The sequence below is a fragment of the Mycobacterium sp. BK086 genome (assembly GCA_004362315.1).
Classification (GTDB): domain Bacteria; phylum Actinomycetota; class Actinomycetes; order Mycobacteriales; family Mycobacteriaceae; genus Mycobacterium.
Genome location: SNWL01000003.1, coordinates 1,129,275 through 1,146,647, shown reverse-complemented (window position 1 = coordinate 1,146,647; position 17,373 = coordinate 1,129,275). Strand labels below are relative to the sequence as shown.

Genomic DNA, 17,373 nt, shown 5'->3' with positions numbered 1-17,373 from the left:
CCCATGTCGATCGACAAGGCCGCGGTTGTCGCGGGCAGTATCCGGCTGGCCTCCGGTGTCCACTTCCTGGTGGACCCGATGGGAGCCAACAAGCTCTGGGGCGAGCCCAACGACCCCGGCCCGTCGGCACGCTTGCTGTTGCGGTCGATGGGCTATCGCGACGCGCTGATCGGCGGACTTCTGCTGTCGGCCGGCCTCCGCGGACGCAACACCCGGGGCTGGTTCCTGGCGTCGGGCGGAGCCGATGCCGCCGACCTGCTGGGTGGTTCGAGCGTGCACAGCGATCTGACGCGCGGACAGCAGATCATCGGACTGGGCGGCGCCGTGGTGGGCATCGGGGTCGGCCTGTGGGGTGCGACCCGGCGCCGCAAACCCGCGCCCGAGGTAGCTGCGTAATCAATCGAGTAGCGCTGACAGCGGCAATCGGCATTGCCGTTGCCGTCGCCGGCTGTGCAGCGCCGTCCGAGTCACCGATCGCGTCGGCCCCCACGACGCCGACCAGTACGACCCTCGTCCGACCTGTCGTGCATCCGGTGACGGTGGCCGAGCTCGGTGCCACCTGGCGGCCCGGCTGTCCCGTCGGGCCGGAACAGCTGCGCCGGGTCGAACTGGACTATGTCGGATTCGACGGTCAGACCCACCGCGGGGCGCTTGTCGTGCACGAGGCGCTGGTGGCCGACGTCATCGCGATCTTCGACGAGCTGGCGCGGCAGCACTATCCGATCGCGACGATGCAACCCGTCGACCATTACCCCGATGCCGCCGACGAACTGTCGATGGAGGACAACAACACCTCGGCCTTCAACTGCCGGCCACTACCCGGTTCCGCCAACTGGTCGCTGCACGCCTACGGTCGCGCCATCGACCTCAATCCGCTGCTGAATCCGTACATCGACCGGACCGGTCATCTCGAGCCGACAACCGCGGGGGCCTACCTGAATCGCGCCTGCACCGACCCGGGAATCCTGCACGCCGGTGACCCGGCGGTGCGGACGTTCACCGATCGTGGGTGGGCCTGGGGCGGCGACTGGCACAACCCGATCGACTATCAACATTTCGAACACCGCTGAAAGGGTGAGCAATGGAGATGTGGGAATTGGTGGCGCGCGAGCGAATTCGCGACACCCTGGCGCTGTACAACTGGTCCGGTGACGCGGGGCGGGTCGACGATCTGGCCCAATCCTTCTGTCCGGATGGTGAACTCGAGGTCCGTGGTACCGCCACGGTGACAGGCCGCGCCGCGATTGCGGAGTTCCTCGGCGGCGTTGCCGCAACCCCGCCCGAACCAGGGGTCAAGCGGATCGTCCGGCACACCCTGACCAACATTCGCTTCACCGAACTGACGCCGGAGCGCGCGCAGGTCTCGTCCTATTTCACCGTGTTCACCGAAATCGGGCTGGACCACTACGGCCGCTATCGGGACGTCTTCACTCCGGTCGGCGATGCCTGGCTGATCGCGCACCGGTTCGTCTCGACGGACTGGGGTGCACCGAACTCGACGATGGCACCGCCGTCGTCTGTGTCGTAGTCGCTCAGGCCGACGCGCCGGAAGCCATGGCCTCGCCGAACGCCACCAGCCCCACCTTGCCGATCTCCAGGATCGCCTCGTCGAAGTCGTTGTTGTCCCGGTAGGACAGCTCCAACATGCGGTCGGCCATCTCGACGGCCACCAGCATGGCCCGCCGGTCGGTGTCGGCGGGAAGCAGTGCGGCGGCCACCAGGATGTCGTGCAACCGGTCGGCCAGGGTCTGCATCCGGACGTGCACATGTTTGGTGACGGTCGGCGAGGTACGCCCACCCATCCACAGCCCGGCCGCGCCGGGATGCTTGCGGTAGTAGTCGACGTGCAGATCGAGCTCGTTGTTGAGCAGTTGCGCGATCGAGGTGATCTCCCAGGTCTGCTCGGCGGCCACGCACTGGGCGTCGATCTCGGCGCAGTGCCGTTCCATCAGCTCGTCGAGGATGGCGTCACGGTCGGCGAAGAACCGGTACAGCGAGGGATAGGACACCCCGGCGCGATCGGCGATCGTACGGGTGGTGACGGCGTCGACACCCTCTTCGTCGGCGATCGCGGCGGCGGCATCGAGAATGCGGGCCACGGTCTGCCGGCTACGGGCCTGAACAGGGGCCCGGCGCGGGATCGACGCCGTGGTCATCGCATACCTCCTGGGGACCCTTGACAGTTGTCCGGAAAACTATAACACTATTCGCGTTATAGTTTCCACGCTCGAACCGGAGAATCCTCGATGACCGTGAACTCGCTCAACCAGGCCCGCCCGACTCAGCCGCTGTCCGGCCACATCGACATGCTCATCGTGGGCGCCGGAATCTCCGGCCTCGGGATGGGGCACTACCTGGCGGCCAGTCAGCCCGGGAAGACCTTCGCGATCGTCGACAGTCGCGACGCCATCGGCGGCACCTGGGACCTGTTCCGCTATCCCGGTATTCGGTCGGACTCCGACCTGCACACGTTCGGGTACGAGTTCAAGCCGTGGACGTCCGACAACGCGATCGCCGACGCCCACGAAATTCTCGACTACCTGCACGAGGTCGTCGACGAGGACGATCTGGCCCGTCGGATCTACCTGCAGCACAAGGTGATCCGTGCAGACTTCGACTCCGAAGTCGCGCAGTGGACGGTAACCCTGGAGCGCGCCGGCGAACAGTTCGAGGTGACCTGCGACTGGCTGTTCGGGGCGACCGGCTACTACGACTACGCCGGCGGTCACCGCCCGGACTTCGCCGGTGAAGAGGACTTCGAAGGCGTGATCGTGCACCCGCAGTTCTGGCCTGAAGACCTCGACTACAAGGGCAAGAGGGTCGTCGTCATCGGTAGCGGCGCGACCGCGGTGACGTTGATTCCCGCGATGGCCGACGATGTCGAACACATCACCATGCTTCAGCGCTCGCCGACCTATGTGATGCCGCTGCCGCGGAAGGATCCGATCGCCAACACGTTGCGAAAGGTGCTGCCGGAGAAGGCCGCCTATGCTGCGACGCGCCGGTTCAATATCGGCAAGGGCCGGTTCATCTACAACCTGTGCCAGCGCCACCCGAAGCTGGCGAAACGCCTCATCCACTCGATCAACGTCAAGGCACTACCGGAGGGCTACGACGTCGACACCCACTTCAAGCCCAGCTACAACCCGTGGGATCAGCGCCTGTGTGCCGTGCCCGACGCGGACCTGTTCCGCTGCGTCGGCCGGGGTAAGGCCGACGTGGTCACCGACCGGATCGTGCGCTTCACGAAGAACGGGATCCTGCTGGAATCCGGCGCGACCCTCGAGGCCGACATCATCGTCACCGCAACAGGTTTGAAGCTGCTCCCGTTCGGCGGCATCCAGGTCTCCGTCGACGGCGAGGTCAAGGACCCGCATCAGTCACTGGTCTACAAGAGCTTCATGCTCTCCGATATCCCCAACATGGCGTTCGCGTTCGGCTATACCAACTCGTCATGGACCCTCAAGGTCGGACTGGTGTGCGAACACCTGTGCCGCATGCTGAGTTACATGGATCGGCACGGCTACACCACCGTCGTCCCCGTCGTCGACAACCCGTTGATGGAGAAGCGCCCCATGCTGGACTTCTCAGCCGGCTACATCCAGCGCTCGGTGGACCTGTTCCCGCAGCAGGGCACGACCGGGCCATGGACGGTCGAGATGGACTACTGGTCCGACCATGCCCGGCTGCGCAAGGGCGACATCGACGATCCGGCGCTGCGGTTCGGTACGTCGGTTCCGGCGAAAGCGGTGTCGGGGCTGGCCACCGCATGAGTCGGCCGGCCTTCATCGAGGTCGACGGCCGGCGTACCCGGATTCGGGTTGACGGCGATCCCGACAACCCGCCGGTGCTGCTGGTGCACGGGATCGGGCGCAGCATGGAGGACTGGGCTCCCCAGTACGAACAGCTCGCGCGGTCGTATCGGACGATCGCCGTCGACGTGCCCGGGTTCGGCTTCTCCGAACGGACCAGGGAGGCAATCACATTGCCCGCGTTGGCCCGCGGGGTCACCGAGACTCTGGACACACTCGGCGAGACCAGGCCCGTTCACGTGGTGGGCAACTCACTCGGCGGCGCGATCGCGCAGCGACTGCTGGCCGACCAGCCCGAGCGCGTCGCCAGCCTCGCCCTGATCAACAGTGCGGGCTTCGGCAGTGAGGTCACCTTGCTGCTGCGGATGCTCACCATGCCGGTGCTGGGGCCGATGAGCACCCGCAAGCCCAACCGGATGAGCGCGGTGCTGTTCGAGCGGGCCATCCACGCCGACAAGGCCGTCGCGACCAAAGAGCGCATCGACCACGCTCACGCCGTCGGGTCTCAGCCCGGCGCCGGTGCCGTCATGCGCGAAGCTGCGCTGGCCCTCGGTACGCCGCGCGGGGTGAAGCCGCAGTGGCGGCGCGAACTCGCCGCGGCCGTCGCCCGAACACCGCGGCCGACGCTGATCATGTGGGGCACGCAGGACCGGATCCTGCCCGCCCATCACATCGACGAGGCGATGCGGGTGTACCCGCACGCCGAGGTGCACCTGCTCAACGGAGTGGGCCACATGCCGCAGATCGAATGCCCGAAGCGGTTCGCCGACCTGCTGTTGCCGTTCCTGGTGCGCGCCACCGCTTGATTGCGGCCCGTGCCGGGGCTCAGGCCGATCGTTCCGGGTTGTCGTTCTCGGTATCGCCGTGCGAAAACGGCGGTGGCAGTGGCGTCTTCGGCATGATCCCGCGAATGGAAGCCAGATGTCCGGGCTGGCCCTGATGCTGTTGCGACCACCGCGGATCGCCGCGATTGGCCCGCGACCGGCGAACCCCGACGACCACGATGACCGCGGCGCTTCCCACCAGGAATATCACCAGCAGGATCTTGAGCAGGGTCAACCACATCAGAACATCGTGACACCACAACCGCCGGGCCGGTAGTCACCCCTGACACCCGAGGACCAGCCGAATGCTGACTTGCGGCGCACACCTGGTCACGACGTACGCTGAAAATTCTGTTGGTCGAACGCACGGAGGTGGCAGTGACCGGCGAAAAGCAGAAGAGTCGAGTCAAGCCGTATCTCATCCTCGGCTTGGGCCTGATCATGGTGATCGCGGGTTGGGTCGAGTATCACTACGGCGCGACCACCGGCGGAATCATCGGCATGGTGGCGGGTGCGGTCTTTGTCGTGCTTGGTGGCTACGATCTCGCCCGCGGCCGGCGAACCGATCGGTGAATCAGTCCTGTTGCTTGCCAATGGTTCTCAGCGGGTGCTGATCAACCGGGTTACCGCCCGCATTGCCTGACGGCTGGCCGCATGCTTGACCCGATCGGGCACTGACGGCGTCTCCAGCGGAGCGGCACTGCCGAGACGGGGAAACAAGCGCAGCGCGTTGTCACGCTCGATCGCCCCAAGATGCCTGTCGTCGAGTCCGGGGTGGGACTCCAAACCGGCGGCGAACATCTTGCCGACCACGACCGGCCCGAACGGGAAGTCGGATCCGAACGTGATGTGTCCGGGCTGGGCAAAGGACAGCAGTGTCGGCAGGGCGGCCGCACTGGACGACAACGCGGTGTCGAAGTAGAAGCTCGAGAAATCGTCGAGAATGTCGGCGATGCTGCGGCCCGTCTCACTCATGATCGCCAGCGCCATCCGGTGCGCCGCATAGGGCACGAAACCGCCGCCGTGGCTGAGGATGAACCTGATGTTGGGATACTGTCGCCGGATATTGTTGCGCACCAACAGATATGCAGCCCGCGAGGTGTCGAGAAGGAAGTCGGTGGCCCACGGCAGGACTCCGGGCACTGTCGGGCCCGGCAGCTCGGCGGGGTGGATGAACACCACGCCCCAGCGGGCGTCGAGGGCAGCGAACAGTTCATCCTGACCTTCCTCGCCGATATACACACCTGCGTGGTTGGCCAGCAACACCACTCCGTCGGCATGCAAATCGTCGAGCGCGCGGACTGCCTCGGCTGTCGCTTGCTCGACGTGTGGCATCGGCAGGGTGGCGAAGAATCCGAACCGGTCTGGATTGTCGGCCACCACCGAAGCGGCGTAGTCGTTGACGTCCCTGGCCAGAGCGGCGGCGTCGGCGGCCTGGGGGAGGAACGTGGTGCCGGGCGCAGACACCGACAGGATCGCGGTCGAGACATCCAGTTCTGCCATCGCGGCCAGTGCCGCCTGCGGGCTCCACGCGGGCATCTCTCGGCCGCCCGCGTCGCAGACTCCGGCCTTGCGTAGCGCCGCCAGGTAGTCGGCGGGGATGGCGTGGGCGTGGGTATCGATACGTGCCATGGCGGTTCCTTTCAACTGTCGGCGATACCGGCTCCGGCCAGGGCGGGCACGGTGGGTTCGCGGTGGAGGACCGAGTGCACGCCGGTCTTGAACCGTCCGAATGTTTCGACGATATTCTGCCCCTCGGGTGTGTGTCCCCAGATGCTGATTCCTTGGTAAGTGGTTGGCTCCCAGGTCGATTCGTCGACCACGATCGGGTTCCAGCCGACCTCCCATTCGAATCCCGACGGGCTGACTGCATAGAACGAGAGCTCTTTGTCGTTGGTGTGCTGGCCGACCGACAGCGCGATGTCGAATCCGAGTTGCTTGACCCGGTAGTGGGCTTCGGTCATATCGTCCAGACCGGCTACCTGTACGTTGCAGTGCTGAATTCTGGTGCGTATCGGGTTGAGCGGTAGACGGGTCGTCGCGGCGATCGCGACGGTGTGGTGACGTTCATTGACGCGCAGGAACCGGATCTTGAACTTGAGGCCGCTGATCGTCTCGTCGATGTAGTCGGATAGGCGGGCGTCGAACACCGTGCTGTAGTAACCGCGCATCTCGTGCGGGCGTTTGGTGGCGATCGCGACGTGCCCCATCCCAGCGGCGCCGGTGACGAATCCACCACTGGCGCCGAGCCGCAACGGTTCGGCGCCGATGCGAGGGTTGACGTAGATCTCCTGGGCCAGTCCGTTCGGGCCGGGGAAGCGGGCGAATCGCTCGACACCGCGCAGGGCAGCCTCCTCGGCGGCACCGGCGGTCACGAGCACCCCGTGGCTGCGGACACGTGCCTCGATGGCCTCGAAGGTGGCGTGATCGTCGATCTCCCAGCCCAGTGCGGTGGTGTCCTCGGCAGGGCCGCGCGTAAGCAGAAAGCGGCAGGTGTTGTCGTCCAGACGAAATCGCATGGCGTCGGACCGACTCTCGTCGAGGTGCATGCCGATGGCGTCGCGGCCGAATCTGCGCCAGTCGGCGAACTTTTCGGTCTCGATGACGAGGTAGCCGAGGCGGACTCTGCCGAAGACGTTCATGCGATCGCCAGATCTGATTCGGGGGAGAGGAAGTCGGCGACCAGCCGGTTGAACAGCTCCGCGCGTTCCCACTGCATCCAGTGTCCGGTGTGCGACGTCATCACCAGTTCGGCGTTGGGCATGAGTCGCTGCAGCAGCGGTCCGCCGGCGGGGCGGTTGACCTTGTCGTCGCGGCCCCACAGCACCAGGGTGGGGTTGGGTAGTGTCGTGAGGCGCTTGTCGCGGGTCAGGTCCATCCGCCACAGCGTGCGCAGGCCCGACGGCCGCCGCAACGGCGGATTGGCCACCACGTCCGGATCAAGGGAGGCCTGGTAGCGCAGCTCGATCAGGTCGTCGGGCACCGCGGCGCCGTCATAGACCAGGTAGGTGCGGATGAACGCGGAGAGCTTCTCGCGACTCGGCCCGTCCCCGCCGTAATACGAGAGCAGGCTTTTCAGCCCCGGGGTCGGAAGGCCGCGGGTGGTACCGATGCCGCCCGGGCCCATCAGCACCAGCTTGCCGACGCGTTGCGGGGTGTCCAGGGCCAGCCGCAGCGCTGCGGCCCCACCGTAGGAATTGCCGACCAGATGGGCTGACAGTAAACCCAATTCGTCCATCAGGCCTCGCATGGTGTCGGCCAGATAGCCGAACGGATCGCTGTGATCGACGTGCTTGCTGGAGCGGCCGTAGCCCGGCATGTCCGGCACGACGACCCGGAAGTGCTCGGCGAGTGCGTCGATGTTGCGTGAGTAATTCGAAAGTCCAGAGGCGCCGGGCCCGCCGCCGTGCAGCATGACAATCACAGGGCCACTGCCCTTTTCGGCGACGAAGATATCGTGGCCGTTCACGCGGACGAGGTATTCGGAGATGAACGTGGTCATGCGTGGTCCTTCGCTCGGATGGCCGGGCTGGTGAACCCGGTCGGTGGTAGGGGAAGTGGCTGGCCGTCGCTTGCGGCGGCGTAGATGAATCCGTCGGGCCGGACGACCACGACCGTTGCCCTCTTCCTGTCCATCCAGGCGGTCAGTGTGCCGTCGCGGTCGACGATGCGGTCGGCGCCCGGGCTCCCCCCGGACGGCACGATCCGGTAGGCGGATACCCCGGCCGAGCGCCACTCGTGCCACGGGCGTTCCGCGCCGGTGTACAGCACGGCCCATCGGCCGCCAATGACGTCGTCGAAGCGCACGTGCTCGCCCTTTTCGTCAGTCACCCACGGCTGGGGGATCAGCCAGCCCGCCGCCGGATTGCGATTGTGCGCGAGCAGACCGGCCGCATAGCGCGCGTCAGGCAGCCAGCGATGGTCGCGCAACCACGTCGTGAATGCCGGAATCTTGGTGGCCAAGCGGAAGAATCGATTGCGCACGGCCGACCGCATGCGACTGCGCTCGATGATGATCTCGCCGACCTTTACTGCACGGTTGGTGACTTCCTTGACGTGCGGCAGGCGCTCGTCCTGATACGTGTCGAGGACGGAGTCCGGTAGCGAACCGGCGATCACGGCGTGCAATTTCCAGCACAGGTTCGCGACATCGCGCACGCCCGCACACATGCCTTGGCCGATCCACGGCGGCATCGCGTGTGCGGCGTCACCGGCGAGGAAGATTCGGCCGACCCGCCACCGGTCGGCGAACCGGACATGGTGGTTGTAGCAGGCGTAGCCGATGATCGCGACGTTCGCCTTGGTGATGCCTTGGTAGGCAAGGACTTTCCAGATGGCCTCATCGGTCAGGAGGTCCTTCTCGTCCTCCTGGTCGCGGACCGGGAATTCCCAACGATGGTGGCCCAGCGGAGTGGGGCAGTCGACGGTCGGACGCGCCGGGTTGCAATGGAAACGCAGGCGATCGTGTCCAGGCCACTCTTCGAGGACCTTCGTGTCGATGACGATCCAGCGCTCCGAATAGGTCCGGCCGGTGAAGCCGATACCCAGCTGTCCGCGAATGGCGCTCGATCCGCCGTCGGCCGCGATGACGTAGGTGGCCCGGATGCGCTTGAACTCGTCGCGGGTGAGGTCGGCAAGCATGAGCTCGACGGAATCGGTGTGCTGGATCAATCGCAGGCACTCGTGTTCCAGAAGGAGTGAGACGTTCGGGAAGCGGTCGACGCCTTCGCGCAGGACCCGGTCGACGGCCGGTTGGTAGATGAACTGCTGTGGTGGATGGCCGTTACCCCGGTCGGCGGGCAGCAGCTTGGCGATCGGTACGCCGGCCGCATCGACGAAGGTGGCGCCGGCACCCGGCTGCATATCGGCATTGAGACGATCGGCGAGCCCGACCTGCTGCCAGATCCGCAGCACTTCCTCGTCGGTCGAAATGGCCCGGGCCCGGAAGTAAATATCGGGATCACGTTCGATCACAACGACATTCAGGCCCATCTGGCCCAACAGGTTGGCGGCGGTGGCGCCGACCGGGCCGTAGCCGACGATCGCGACGTCGTAGCTGGCTGCGTCACTCATGGTGGGCTCTCATCCGTTGAGCTTGTTCTGTAGTGATCGATACGGTAATGTAGTGATCACTACAGAGTCAAGAGGTGGAATCGATGGCCCCGAAGGAACCGAAGACCCGGCAGCGCCGTGCCGACGGCGAGTTGTCCCGCGCCCGAATCCTGGACGCGGCCACCGAGATCGCCGCGGAGCGCGGCTACGAGGGCACGAGCATCGGGGCCGTGAGCACCAAATGCGGCCTACCGGCGAGCTCGATCTACTGGCATTTCAAGGACAAGGACGACCTGATCGCGGCCGTCATCGAGCGCAGCTTCAACAACTGGCTGAAGGTGTGGCAGCTGCCCGAGGATCTGGTCGCCATCGACCGGCTTGTGGAGGTGGCCGCCGGCACCGCCAAGGCGATCATGGATTCACCGGACTTCCTGCGTCTGGGCTTGATGCTCGCCCTGGAGCGGCGCCCGGTCGAGCCCCGCGCGCGGGCGATGTTCGTCCAGGTTCGCGAGCAAGCCTTCGGCGCACTGACGCGCAGTCTCAATGATCTGGCAGTGGGTCTGACCGAGGCTCAGGTGCATCAATTGGCGACGTACGCCATTGCCGGTGCCGACGGGCTGTTCATCGCCAAGGAGGTCGGCGGCGACAGTGTCGATCTCGTCGCGATGTTCGAAATCCACGGGCAGGCGCTGTATGCCACCGCACAGCGGATGATCGCCGAGAACGAGAGCTAAGACGCGCCCGCATGCGCGAGCGACCATGCGGTACTGGCCAAATCGCGGTACCGGTCCCGGAATTCCGATGATGCCGCCCGCGCATCGGCCGCGTTCCCGTCGAGGCCGCGCCGCCACACGCCTGCGGTGATCGCGGCGAGCCGGAACATCGAGAACACCACGAACGCCGTCAGCCCTTCGGGTGGCTCGCACTCGGCATATCGGGCGTAGTCCGCGACAAAAGTCTCCTGGTCGGGAATGCCGGTGTGGCTGAAGTCTTCGCCGAGCAGACCGGACAGTCCGCTGCTCCCGGCCGCGAAATGGTAAGTGATACACGTATATCCGAGATCGGCGAGCGGGTGCCCGATCGTGGAGAGCTCCCAATCGAGCACCGCGACGATGCGCGGCTCAGTCGGGTGGATCAGCACGTTGCCCAGCCGGTAGTCACCGTGGGCGATGCACGAGTCGTCCTCTTCGGCGGGTAGATGCCTGGCCAGCCACTCGGCCAGTCTGTCCATATCCTGGTTGTCCTCGGCGCGAACGGCGTCCCACTGCTTGGTCCACAGCGCCAGCTGGCGTTGCATATAGCCACTGGGCTTGCCGAAACCCTCCAGCCCGCATGCGCGCCAGTCGACGCGGTGAAGCAGACCCAGCACCCGCGCGAGATCGGTGTAGATCGCCCGACGCTCGTCGGGGGTGCCCTCACGCATCACCCGGTCGGGATACATCCGTCCCCGGACGTAATCCATCACGAAGAACGGTGTCCCGACTACCGAGTCATCGGTGCACAACAGTCGGGCTTCGGGCACCGGCACCTCACTTCCGGCCAGTGCCGAGATGATCCGGTGTTCGCGTTCGACGTCGTGCGCACGCGGCAGCAGCTTGCCTGGCGGCTTCTTGCGCAACACGTAATCGCCCGCGGAGGTGCGCAGGTGAAACGTCGGATTGCTCTGGCCGCCTTGGAATTGGGACACGTCGAACGGTTCGTCGAACCCCGGCAACCGCGGACTCAGGTAACGCGCCAATGATTCGGTGTCAAAACGATGAACCGCCAACGGCGCAATCAGTTCGGGTTCGCCCACATCAAGGCACGCTACAACGAAGTGCGCGTGCGCCGTATCGTGATGCCGTGACCGGCGACCGTTGGGGCTCGAAATGGATTCTGGCCGCTGTCTCGATCGCCCTGTTCTGCGTCCAGATCGACTACTTCGCGGTGAACCTGGCGCTGCCACGTATCGCCGCCGACCTGGACACCACCACCACGGACCTGCAGTGGGTGATCAGTGTCTACATGCTCACCCTCGGGGCGTTCATGGTGCCCGCGGGCCGCATCGGTGACATCTTCGGCCGCCGTCGCGCGCTGCTGGCGGGCATCGCGCTGTTCGGGGTGGCGTCGGTCGGCTGCGCGATCGCACCGGATGCCGGGCTTCTGATCGCCGCCCGCGCGGTGCAGGGGATCGGGGCGGCGTTGATCTTCCCGGTGTCGGTCAGTGTGCTGACGAATGCCTACTCGGCGCAAGAGTCAAGCCGGGCAATCGGTTTGGCCTACGGGATCGCCGGTCTGGGGAACGCGGCAGGCCCGGTGGTCGGTGGCGTTTTGACCGACACGCTGGGCTGGCGGGCGGTGTTCTGGCTCCTGGTCCCGTTCGCGGTGGTGTCCTTGATCCTCGGCGCGCTGGCGGTGCCTGAGACGTTCGACCACACCGTGCCGCGCCGCCTGGACCTGCCCGGTCTTGCGCTGATCACCTCGGGCGTCGGGCTTTTCACGCTGACCGTCGATCGTGCGCCGTCTTGGGGATGGACGTCGACGGCGACTGTCGGTGCGTTCGCCGCGGCGGTCGCCCTGCTCGCGGTTTTCGTCGTCGTCGAGCGGCACACGCGCTGGCCGCTGTTGGATCTCTCGCTGTTGAACAACGGCGGCTTCGTCGTCTTGGTGGCTGCGGGCACGGTGGCCAATGTCGCCTATGCGGTGACGGTGTTCCTGTCGACGCTGAATCTCCAACAGGTCCGCGGACTCACGCCGCTGGTGGCGGGTTTGTTGTTCCTCGGCCCGTCGGCAGGTGCGGCACTGGGTGGCGTGGTCTCGGGCCGGCTCGCCGCCCGACGTTCGCCGATCGCGGTCATGGGTACCGGATGTACGGCAGCTGCGGTGGCGCTGGGATCGCTGGCCGCAGCGAATAATTCGGTGGTGTACGTCGCGGCGCTGACAGCCTGTGGTTTCACGATGGGCTTGGTGTACGCCTTCACGACCGTTGCGACACAGGCCGTCGTCGCACCGGAGCGTGCCGGGGGAGCCGCCGGTGTCACACTGACATTTCTCGTCACGGTCGCCGGCGTCGGGATAGCGGTGGCGGGCACCGCGCTGGAAGCGTTGCAGGACAACGGCTTCGGAACCGGCAGTGGCATCAACACGATTCTGGCGATCATCGCCGCGCCGCTGCTGGTGGCCGGGCTGGTGGTGCTGTCGCGGTCTCGATCGCGCCGCAGCTAGTCCACGGGGACATCGAGGATCGGGCGCTGCACGCCGGCGCCCGGGCCGTCGAAATGCCACCATTCACCGGAGTAGACGGCAAGACCGCCATCGGCCATCGCCGCTCGCAGCCGGGCGCGGTTGGCCTGGGCGGCCGCACTCACTCCGTCGGTGGCGAATGCCTGGGCGCGCGCGGAGAAGTCGTCGAAATCGGTGCCCATATCGACTAATTGGCCGTGTTCGGCGATGGTCACGTCGACCGAACGCCCCGCCTCATGGCTGCGCGCATACGGCCCGGGCTTGGCCACCCACGCCGGGTTGGGCACCGCCTCGAACATCCGCACCTGAACGTCGTGCGGGCGGTAGCAATCCCAGAACACCAGCACCTCGCCCTGGGCCCGCAGCGCCTCGGCGGCCTTCGCCAGGCCCGGTGCCATCGACTCATGCACCAGGCAGCGGGCATCGGCGGGATACAACGGGACGCCGACGAAATTGTGTGGCGTCGCATATCGCAGGTCGACCACCGCGTCGGGCACGACCGTCCGAACGTCGACGAAACCGGCCGCCGCGGCCTGCGGGCTGACCGGCGGCACGTCGCCGGGCGCCGCCGCGGCCGCGGGTGCCACAGCCACCGCGGTCGCCATCGTGACCAAGGCAGCCAGCGCGAGTCGGTCAGTCCGCGTCGGTCTCATGCGGGCTAACGATGCGCTGATCGGCGGTCAGCAGCAAGTTGTCGTAGGCCGACCGAGGTGGTGACGGCTCGGTCTGCGACAGTTCGACGAAATCGGCGACGACCCGTTCGGCCAGCAGCCGAAGCTTGATGTTGGCCTCCTGGGAACGCCAGCGCAGGAGGTCGAATGCCGCCTCGGAGTCGATGCCGTACACCACCATCAACATGCCTTTGGCCTGCTCGATGGAAGCCCGGTTCTCGGCGATCTCGGCGATGGCTGCGCTGAGCTGTTTCTGCTTACGGTCCTCGGCGGGGGTGACGTCGACATAGAAGCCGCTGGTGCCGACCACCATGCCCGCCTCGTCCTGCAGCTTGTCGGCCACGACGATCACGTGATGAATCCGGCCCGCGGTGTCGATGATCCGATGCCGCGTGCTGAACGCCTGGTGGTGGCGACGGACATCGTCCAGAGTGGTTGCGACCTGTTGATAGTCGTCCGGGTGTTTGTGGGAGAGGACCAGCTCCGTGGTCGGCGACACGGTGCCGGGCTCGTAGCCGTGCATGATCTGGACCTCGTCCGACCATTCCCAGTGTTCGTCATCGAAGTAGAACTGAAACCGCCCCACCTGCTGCGGTCGCACCCCGGCCACGTCGTAGCCGTCACCGTTCCCCGCTGCCGGATCCTTCCCCAGAACCATCGACACCCCTCGGCCCCAACAACCCTGCGGCTGTCATCCTGTTCCTAAAACCGCAGGTGCCCGGACGTCGACGAGTGCCATGAAGGCAGAACCCATCGCCGTCCCAGGTTCTGCGGGCAAAAATTTTTTACTACGTCCGCCGCTGGGTTTTCAAGCCGAACCGCCGACTTTTTCGAGGAAGGGGAGTGTACTGAGGCTGAGGTGACTGCAGTGACGGATGTAACGAATTGAGCTGATGGCCGAAATCACCTGTACAGGGCGTTCACGGCACGGGGACGCCGCCCTGCAACCGCGGAGGACGCGACGGTGACGATCACGATGAATGCCCGTCTAGGGCTCGGCGCGCTGGCGGTTTCTGCGGCGTTTCTGGCGGCACCAACGGCCTGGGCAGACCCTGCCGACCCGGTTGATCCGGGGGCGCCGGTCCCGGTCGTCGTCGATCCGAATGCCCCGGCGCCCGCAGTCGCCCCGGCAGCCGCGCCCGCTCCGGTCCAGCACCTTTCCAGCCCGGACAACCTGCCGCCGGGCACCACCTCGACCGACGAGCCGCCGCAGGGCAGGCTGGGCTACTGGCGCGACCTGTTGCACGCCATGCGCACCCAGGAAGTGTCGGGCAGCGACGCTCTCCTGCTGCTGACCCAGCGTCCGCTCGACGCCAACGCCGCCCCGCCGCCCGGTATGCCCGCAGGCCCGACCGGACCGGTCGGTACGTCCGCGGTGCCGCCCGCTGCTGATCCCGGCACGACTCCCTAGATCTTGTCGACGGCCTCGACCGCGGCGTCGAGGTCGGGCTGGTAGCGGCCCTCGGCCTCGAACTCCTGCCACCATTCGGTGCGTCGCACGGTTCGCAGTGTCCGCTCGGGGAGCGCGGTGATCATCAACCGGACCCCGGAGCCGGACAACTCGAGGTCGAGGTCGACCAGGATGTGCAGCACCGTCGACTCCAGAACGGTCTGGCGAACCAGGTCCAGCACCACCGTCGCCGGCGCGGTGTCGGCCTCCAGTGTCGCGGCGCGGATGGCGGCGATGTTAGGCCGCACGTTGGCCGCGTAGAGCGGGACGAGGCATCGCAGCACCAAGGGTTCGGCCGGGACCAGCGCCGCGTTCTCGGGCTGTTCGATCCACGCGCAGCTCTCGTGGCGCACGACTTGGACGACGTGTGGGGAGTTCACCACATGCAGCACCACCAACAGGGTGACCGCCACCGCGACCGCCACGGCGGGGATGAGTCCGAACGCCAACCCGATCAGCGCGACGCCGAGAGCGCCGAAGCATTCGCGGGGATTGAGGAGGTATAGGCGGCGCAGCGCGCCGATGTCGACAAGTCGGGTGACCGCGACGACCACGACCGCGCCGAGCACCGCTTGCGGCAGCAGGCTCAGGACCGGCGCGACAACAAAAGCGACGAGTACGGCGAGAACGGCGAGAACCAGACCGCTGATCTGGCTGCGCGCGCCGGAGCGCAGGTTCACCGAGGTCTGGGCGAATCCGCCTGCCGGCGGCAGCGAGTGGAAAAACGCCCCCGCCACGGCGGCCAGCCCCAGTGCCATCAGTTCGCGGTCCGGTTCGATCGGGTGGTCCTCGGCGCGGCGCGAGGTACGGGCCACCGCGATCGTCTCCAGGAATGCCATCACCGCGATCGCCAAGGCGCCGGGGACGAGCGGCACGATGTGGCGATCGAGCCGGGGAACCTCGGGGATGGGGAACCCGGAGGGCACGGTCGGGATCAAGGCGACACCGTGGGCCGGCAGCGCCACGACTGCGCTCACCGCGATCGCGATCGTGATCACCACGAGTGGGCCCGGGACGCGCGGCGCGAACTTGGTCAGCAACAGCAGCACGACGAGGCAGGCCGCCGACACCACCACGGTGACCAGGCTGGCCGCGGGGATGTCGGACAGGGCCGCCCACGCCACCTTGAAGAACCCGGTCGTGTGCGGATGGGGAGGAACACCGAGCAGCTTGGGCAGTTGCGCGGCCATGACGGTCAGGCCGACGGCAACCTTGATACCGACGAGCGTCATGTCGCTGATGTTGTCGACGAGCATGCCGAGGCGAAACACCCTGGCCGCCAACAGGAACAAGCCCACCAGCAGGGTCAGGGTGATCAGATCGCCGCGCTGATCCTCAGAGCCGATCAGGACGCCGCCGGCCAACATCGTCGAGGCCGTGAGTGTCGAGACCGTCGAGGACGTGGTGACGCTGGCGATGCGGGAACCGCCGATGAAGGCGTACACCAGCACGGGGATGATGCAGGTGTACAAGCCCATCTGGACGGGCATGTTGGCGACCGTCGCATACGCCATCGCCAGCGGGATGACGACCGCGCCGGTACTCAGCCCGGCCAGGACGTCGGCCCGTAGCCAACTCGCCCGGTACGGCCGGATCGCCGGGGCCAGCCAGATGGGCGGCGCGGTGGTGGGCACGACCGGAATTGTGGCACCTCCACGTTTCCGGCGCGGGTCAGCGGCTCACGAATCCTCGGCGAGGGCCACCACGACTTCGTTGCGGCGCCGGCACGGCAGAGTCCACGGCGGATCATAAAACCAGGCCAGCGGATCGCCAGCGGGTTCGATGTTGTTGCGGTACAGGATGTTCAAGAGCTGCTCGGTGCGCTCGGAGACCGCGCCGGGGTCGATGCTCCCGGTGAACCGTAGGACCGCGACGGTCTCCTCGGGAACTGTCACCAGAGCGACCCGGTCGTCGTTCGGGGTCGGCAGCGTTTCCAGCGTGTACTTCGACGGCATGAAGAACCGGATCACCCATTCACCGGACGGTCGCCGTTGGGTGGCGACCGGCGCCGTCATCGCGATCTTTTCGCTGGGCTGTTGAGCTACCGGCGCCGTCATCGCGATGCTGGCGTTGCCGGAGTTGGCCCCGAAGATATAGCGCGCCAATACCCGGAATCCCTGATTGCGGGCCGACTCCTCGTCGGCGCCGACAGCGGTCTCGGCGGCGACGCGGGGGCCGTACCGGCGAATCTGGACCCCGTCGATCTCCCGTTCGACCGTGTAGGCGGGTTCCTCGGTGCCGAGCCGGATGCCCACGATGTTGCCCACGCCCTCGGCGACCTGCACTACCGCGTCCGCGATTGTCTTGAGCATGCGTCAACCCTCCCTCGTCATCGCATGAGA

20 protein-coding genes are annotated in these 17,373 nt (G+C 66.5%); 9 read left to right on the top strand and 11 right to left on the bottom strand.

Annotated elements, in window-relative coordinates; genetic code table 11:
* Window positions 1–3: 3 nt before the first annotated feature.
* The 3 genes from EV580_RS05530 to EV580_RS05520 are packed head-to-tail and all read left to right on the top strand — an operon-like array spanning window position 4 to window position 1,528.
* Window positions 4–396, top strand: coding sequence for a DUF4267 domain-containing protein (locus tag EV580_RS05530; RefSeq protein WP_133690088.1), 393 nt, complete (start codon window positions 4–6; stop codon window positions 394–396).
* Window positions 396–1,070 carry a M15 family metallopeptidase gene (locus EV580_RS05525; RefSeq protein ID WP_208114592.1) on the top strand — a complete coding sequence of 225 codons (675 nt, stop codon included), beginning with the start codon at window positions 396–398 and terminating at the stop codon, window positions 1,068–1,070. The genes EV580_RS05530 and EV580_RS05525 overlap by 1 nt, the downstream gene beginning before the upstream one ends.
* Window positions 1,071–1,081: 11 nt before the next feature.
* Window positions 1,082–1,528 carry a nuclear transport factor 2 family protein gene (locus EV580_RS05520; RefSeq protein ID WP_133690086.1) on the top strand — a complete coding sequence of 149 codons (447 nt, stop codon included), beginning with the start codon at window positions 1,082–1,084 and terminating at the stop codon, window positions 1,526–1,528.
* Between the two features lie 4 nt (window positions 1,529–1,532).
* Here EV580_RS05520 and EV580_RS05515 read toward each other — a convergent pair whose 3' ends face one another.
* On the bottom strand, window positions 1,533–2,156 hold the full coding sequence (locus EV580_RS05515) for a TetR/AcrR family transcriptional regulator (protein WP_133690085.1): 624 nt from the start codon (window positions 2,154–2,156) through the stop codon (window positions 1,533–1,535).
* 90 nt (window positions 2,157–2,246) lie between these two features.
* Here EV580_RS05515 and EV580_RS05510 point away from each other — a divergent pair, with 90 nt between their 5' ends.
* Window positions 2,247–3,773 carry a flavin-containing monooxygenase gene (locus tag EV580_RS05510; RefSeq protein WP_133690084.1) on the top strand — a complete coding sequence of 509 codons (1,527 nt, stop codon included), beginning with the start codon at window positions 2,247–2,249 and terminating at the stop codon, window positions 3,771–3,773.
* Window positions 3,770–4,618: an alpha/beta fold hydrolase gene (locus tag EV580_RS05505; RefSeq protein ID WP_133690083.1), complete on the top strand. Its 849-nt coding sequence runs from the start codon at window positions 3,770–3,772 to the stop codon at window positions 4,616–4,618. Before EV580_RS05510 ends, EV580_RS05505 begins: the two co-directional genes overlap by 4 nt.
* Window positions 4,619–4,637: 19 nt before the next feature.
* On the opposite strand, the gene EV580_RS05500 is transcribed toward EV580_RS05505, so the two are convergent.
* Window positions 4,638–4,877: a hypothetical protein gene (locus tag EV580_RS05500; RefSeq protein ID WP_133690082.1), complete on the bottom strand. Its 240-nt coding sequence runs from the start codon at window positions 4,875–4,877 to the stop codon at window positions 4,638–4,640.
* A 137-nt stretch (window positions 4,878–5,014) separates the two neighbouring features.
* Between EV580_RS05500 and EV580_RS05495 the strand changes: the two genes are divergently transcribed.
* Window positions 5,015–5,209, top strand: a complete 195-nt coding sequence (locus EV580_RS05495; protein WP_133690081.1) for a hypothetical protein — start codon at window positions 5,015–5,017, stop codon at window positions 5,207–5,209.
* A gap of 27 nt (window positions 5,210–5,236) precedes the next feature.
* Here EV580_RS05495 and EV580_RS05490 read toward each other — a convergent pair whose 3' ends face one another.
* Genes EV580_RS05490 through EV580_RS05475 form a run of 4 tightly spaced genes read right to left on the bottom strand, consistent with a single transcriptional unit; the run spans window position 5,237 to window position 9,709 of the window.
* Entirely contained in the window at window positions 5,237–6,268 is a 1,032-nt protein-coding gene (locus EV580_RS05490) for an amidohydrolase family protein (RefSeq protein WP_133690080.1), read from the bottom strand.
* An 11-nt stretch (window positions 6,269–6,279) separates the two neighbouring features.
* Window positions 6,280–7,278, bottom strand: coding sequence for a VOC family protein (locus EV580_RS05485; protein ID WP_133690079.1), 999 nt, complete (start codon window positions 7,276–7,278; stop codon window positions 6,280–6,282).
* Entirely contained in the window at window positions 7,275–8,138 is an 864-nt protein-coding gene (locus EV580_RS05480) for an alpha/beta fold hydrolase (protein WP_133690078.1), read from the bottom strand. The genes EV580_RS05485 and EV580_RS05480 overlap by 4 nt, the downstream gene beginning before the upstream one ends.
* Complete coding sequence (locus EV580_RS05475; protein WP_133690077.1) at window positions 8,135–9,709, bottom strand: bifunctional 3-(3-hydroxy-phenyl)propionate/3-hydroxycinnamic acid hydroxylase; 1,575 nt, start codon at window positions 9,707–9,709, stop codon at window positions 8,135–8,137. Before EV580_RS05475 ends, EV580_RS05480 begins: the two co-directional genes overlap by 4 nt.
* A gap of 83 nt (window positions 9,710–9,792) precedes the next feature.
* Here EV580_RS05475 and EV580_RS05470 point away from each other — a divergent pair, with 83 nt between their 5' ends.
* Window positions 9,793–10,422, top strand: a complete 630-nt coding sequence (locus EV580_RS05470) for a TetR/AcrR family transcriptional regulator (RefSeq protein ID WP_133690076.1) — start codon at window positions 9,793–9,795, stop codon at window positions 10,420–10,422.
* Here the strand turns inward: EV580_RS05470 and EV580_RS05465 are convergent.
* Complete coding sequence (locus tag EV580_RS05465) at window positions 10,419–11,483, bottom strand: phosphotransferase family protein (RefSeq protein WP_133690075.1); 1,065 nt, start codon at window positions 11,481–11,483, stop codon at window positions 10,419–10,421. The genes EV580_RS05470 and EV580_RS05465 overlap by 4 nt on opposite strands.
* Before the next feature lie 47 nt (window positions 11,484–11,530).
* Between EV580_RS05465 and EV580_RS05460 the strand changes: the two genes are divergently transcribed.
* Window positions 11,531–12,892 (top strand): MFS transporter, encoded by a 1,362-nt coding sequence (locus EV580_RS05460; protein WP_133690074.1) that lies wholly within the window; start codon window positions 11,531–11,533, stop codon window positions 12,890–12,892.
* On the opposite strand, the gene EV580_RS05455 is transcribed toward EV580_RS05460, so the two are convergent.
* Both EV580_RS05455 and EV580_RS05450 read right to left on the bottom strand, forming a co-directional pair.
* On the bottom strand, window positions 12,889–13,515 hold the full coding sequence (locus EV580_RS05455) for a M15 family metallopeptidase (RefSeq protein WP_133691054.1): 627 nt from the start codon (window positions 13,513–13,515) through the stop codon (window positions 12,889–12,891). The two genes, EV580_RS05460 and EV580_RS05455, sit on opposite strands and share 4 nt — an antisense overlap.
* Window positions 13,516–13,543: 28 nt before the next feature.
* The gene (locus EV580_RS05450) at window positions 13,544–14,239 is read right to left on the bottom strand and encodes a PAS and ANTAR domain-containing protein (RefSeq protein ID WP_133690073.1); all 696 of its coding nucleotides are present in this window, start codon (window positions 14,237–14,239) and stop codon (window positions 13,544–13,546) included.
* A gap of 306 nt (window positions 14,240–14,545) precedes the next feature.
* Between EV580_RS05450 and EV580_RS34170 the strand changes: the two genes are divergently transcribed.
* A complete protein-coding gene (locus tag EV580_RS34170) occupies window positions 14,546–14,992 on the top strand; it encodes a hypothetical protein (RefSeq protein ID WP_286171456.1) in 447 nt (148 codons plus the stop codon).
* Here EV580_RS34170 and EV580_RS05440 read toward each other — a convergent pair.
* Window positions 14,989–16,665 carry a SulP family inorganic anion transporter gene (locus tag EV580_RS05440; protein ID WP_286171455.1) on the bottom strand — a complete coding sequence of 559 codons (1,677 nt, stop codon included), beginning with the start codon at window positions 16,663–16,665 and terminating at the stop codon, window positions 14,989–14,991. The genes EV580_RS34170 and EV580_RS05440 overlap by 4 nt on opposite strands.
* 45 nt (window positions 16,666–16,710) lie before the next feature.
* On the bottom strand, window positions 16,711–17,343 hold the full coding sequence (locus tag EV580_RS05435; RefSeq protein ID WP_133690072.1) for an SOUL family heme-binding protein: 633 nt from the start codon (window positions 17,341–17,343) through the stop codon (window positions 16,711–16,713).
* Between the last annotated feature and the right edge of the window lie 30 nt (window positions 17,344–17,373).

Bases quoted from the DNA above. Each gene is read 5' to 3' on its own strand.
- EV580_RS05475 (WP_133690077.1), bottom strand. From the start codon at position 9,709: ATGAGTGACGCAGCCAGCTACGACGTCGCGATCGTCGGCTACGGCCCG.
- EV580_RS05510 (WP_133690084.1), top strand. From the start codon at position 2,247: ATGACCGTGAACTCGCTCAACCAGGCCCGCCCGACTCAGCCGCTGTCC.
- EV580_RS05500 (WP_133690082.1), bottom strand. From the start codon at position 4,877: ATGTGGTTGACCCTGCTCAAGATCCTGCTGGTGATATTCCTGGTGGGA.
- EV580_RS05515 (WP_133690085.1), bottom strand. From the start codon at position 2,156: ATGACCACGGCGTCGATCCCGCGCCGGGCCCCTGTTCAGGCCCGTAGC.
- EV580_RS05490 (WP_133690080.1), bottom strand. From the start codon at position 6,268: ATGGCACGTATCGATACCCACGCCCACGCCATCCCCGCCGACTACCTG.
- EV580_RS05530 (WP_133690088.1), top strand. From the start codon at position 4: ATGTCGATCGACAAGGCCGCGGTTGTCGCGGGCAGTATCCGGCTGGCC.
- EV580_RS05435 (WP_133690072.1), bottom strand. From the start codon at position 17,343: ATGCTCAAGACAATCGCGGACGCGGTAGTGCAGGTCGCCGAGGGCGTG.
- EV580_RS05505 (WP_133690083.1), top strand. From the start codon at position 3,770: ATGAGTCGGCCGGCCTTCATCGAGGTCGACGGCCGGCGTACCCGGATT.
- EV580_RS05480 (WP_133690078.1), bottom strand. From the start codon at position 8,138: ATGACCACGTTCATCTCCGAATACCTCGTCCGCGTGAACGGCCACGAT.
- EV580_RS05520 (WP_133690086.1), top strand. From the start codon at position 1,082: ATGGAGATGTGGGAATTGGTGGCGCGCGAGCGAATTCGCGACACCCTG.
- EV580_RS05470 (WP_133690076.1), top strand. From the start codon at position 9,793: ATGGCCCCGAAGGAACCGAAGACCCGGCAGCGCCGTGCCGACGGCGAG.
- EV580_RS05450 (WP_133690073.1), bottom strand. From the start codon at position 14,239: ATGGTTCTGGGGAAGGATCCGGCAGCGGGGAACGGTGACGGCTACGAC.
- EV580_RS05485 (WP_133690079.1), bottom strand. From the start codon at position 7,278: ATGAACGTCTTCGGCAGAGTCCGCCTCGGCTACCTCGTCATCGAGACC.
- EV580_RS05455 (WP_133691054.1), bottom strand. From the start codon at position 13,515: ATGGCGACCGCGGTGGCTGTGGCACCCGCGGCCGCGGCGGCGCCCGGC.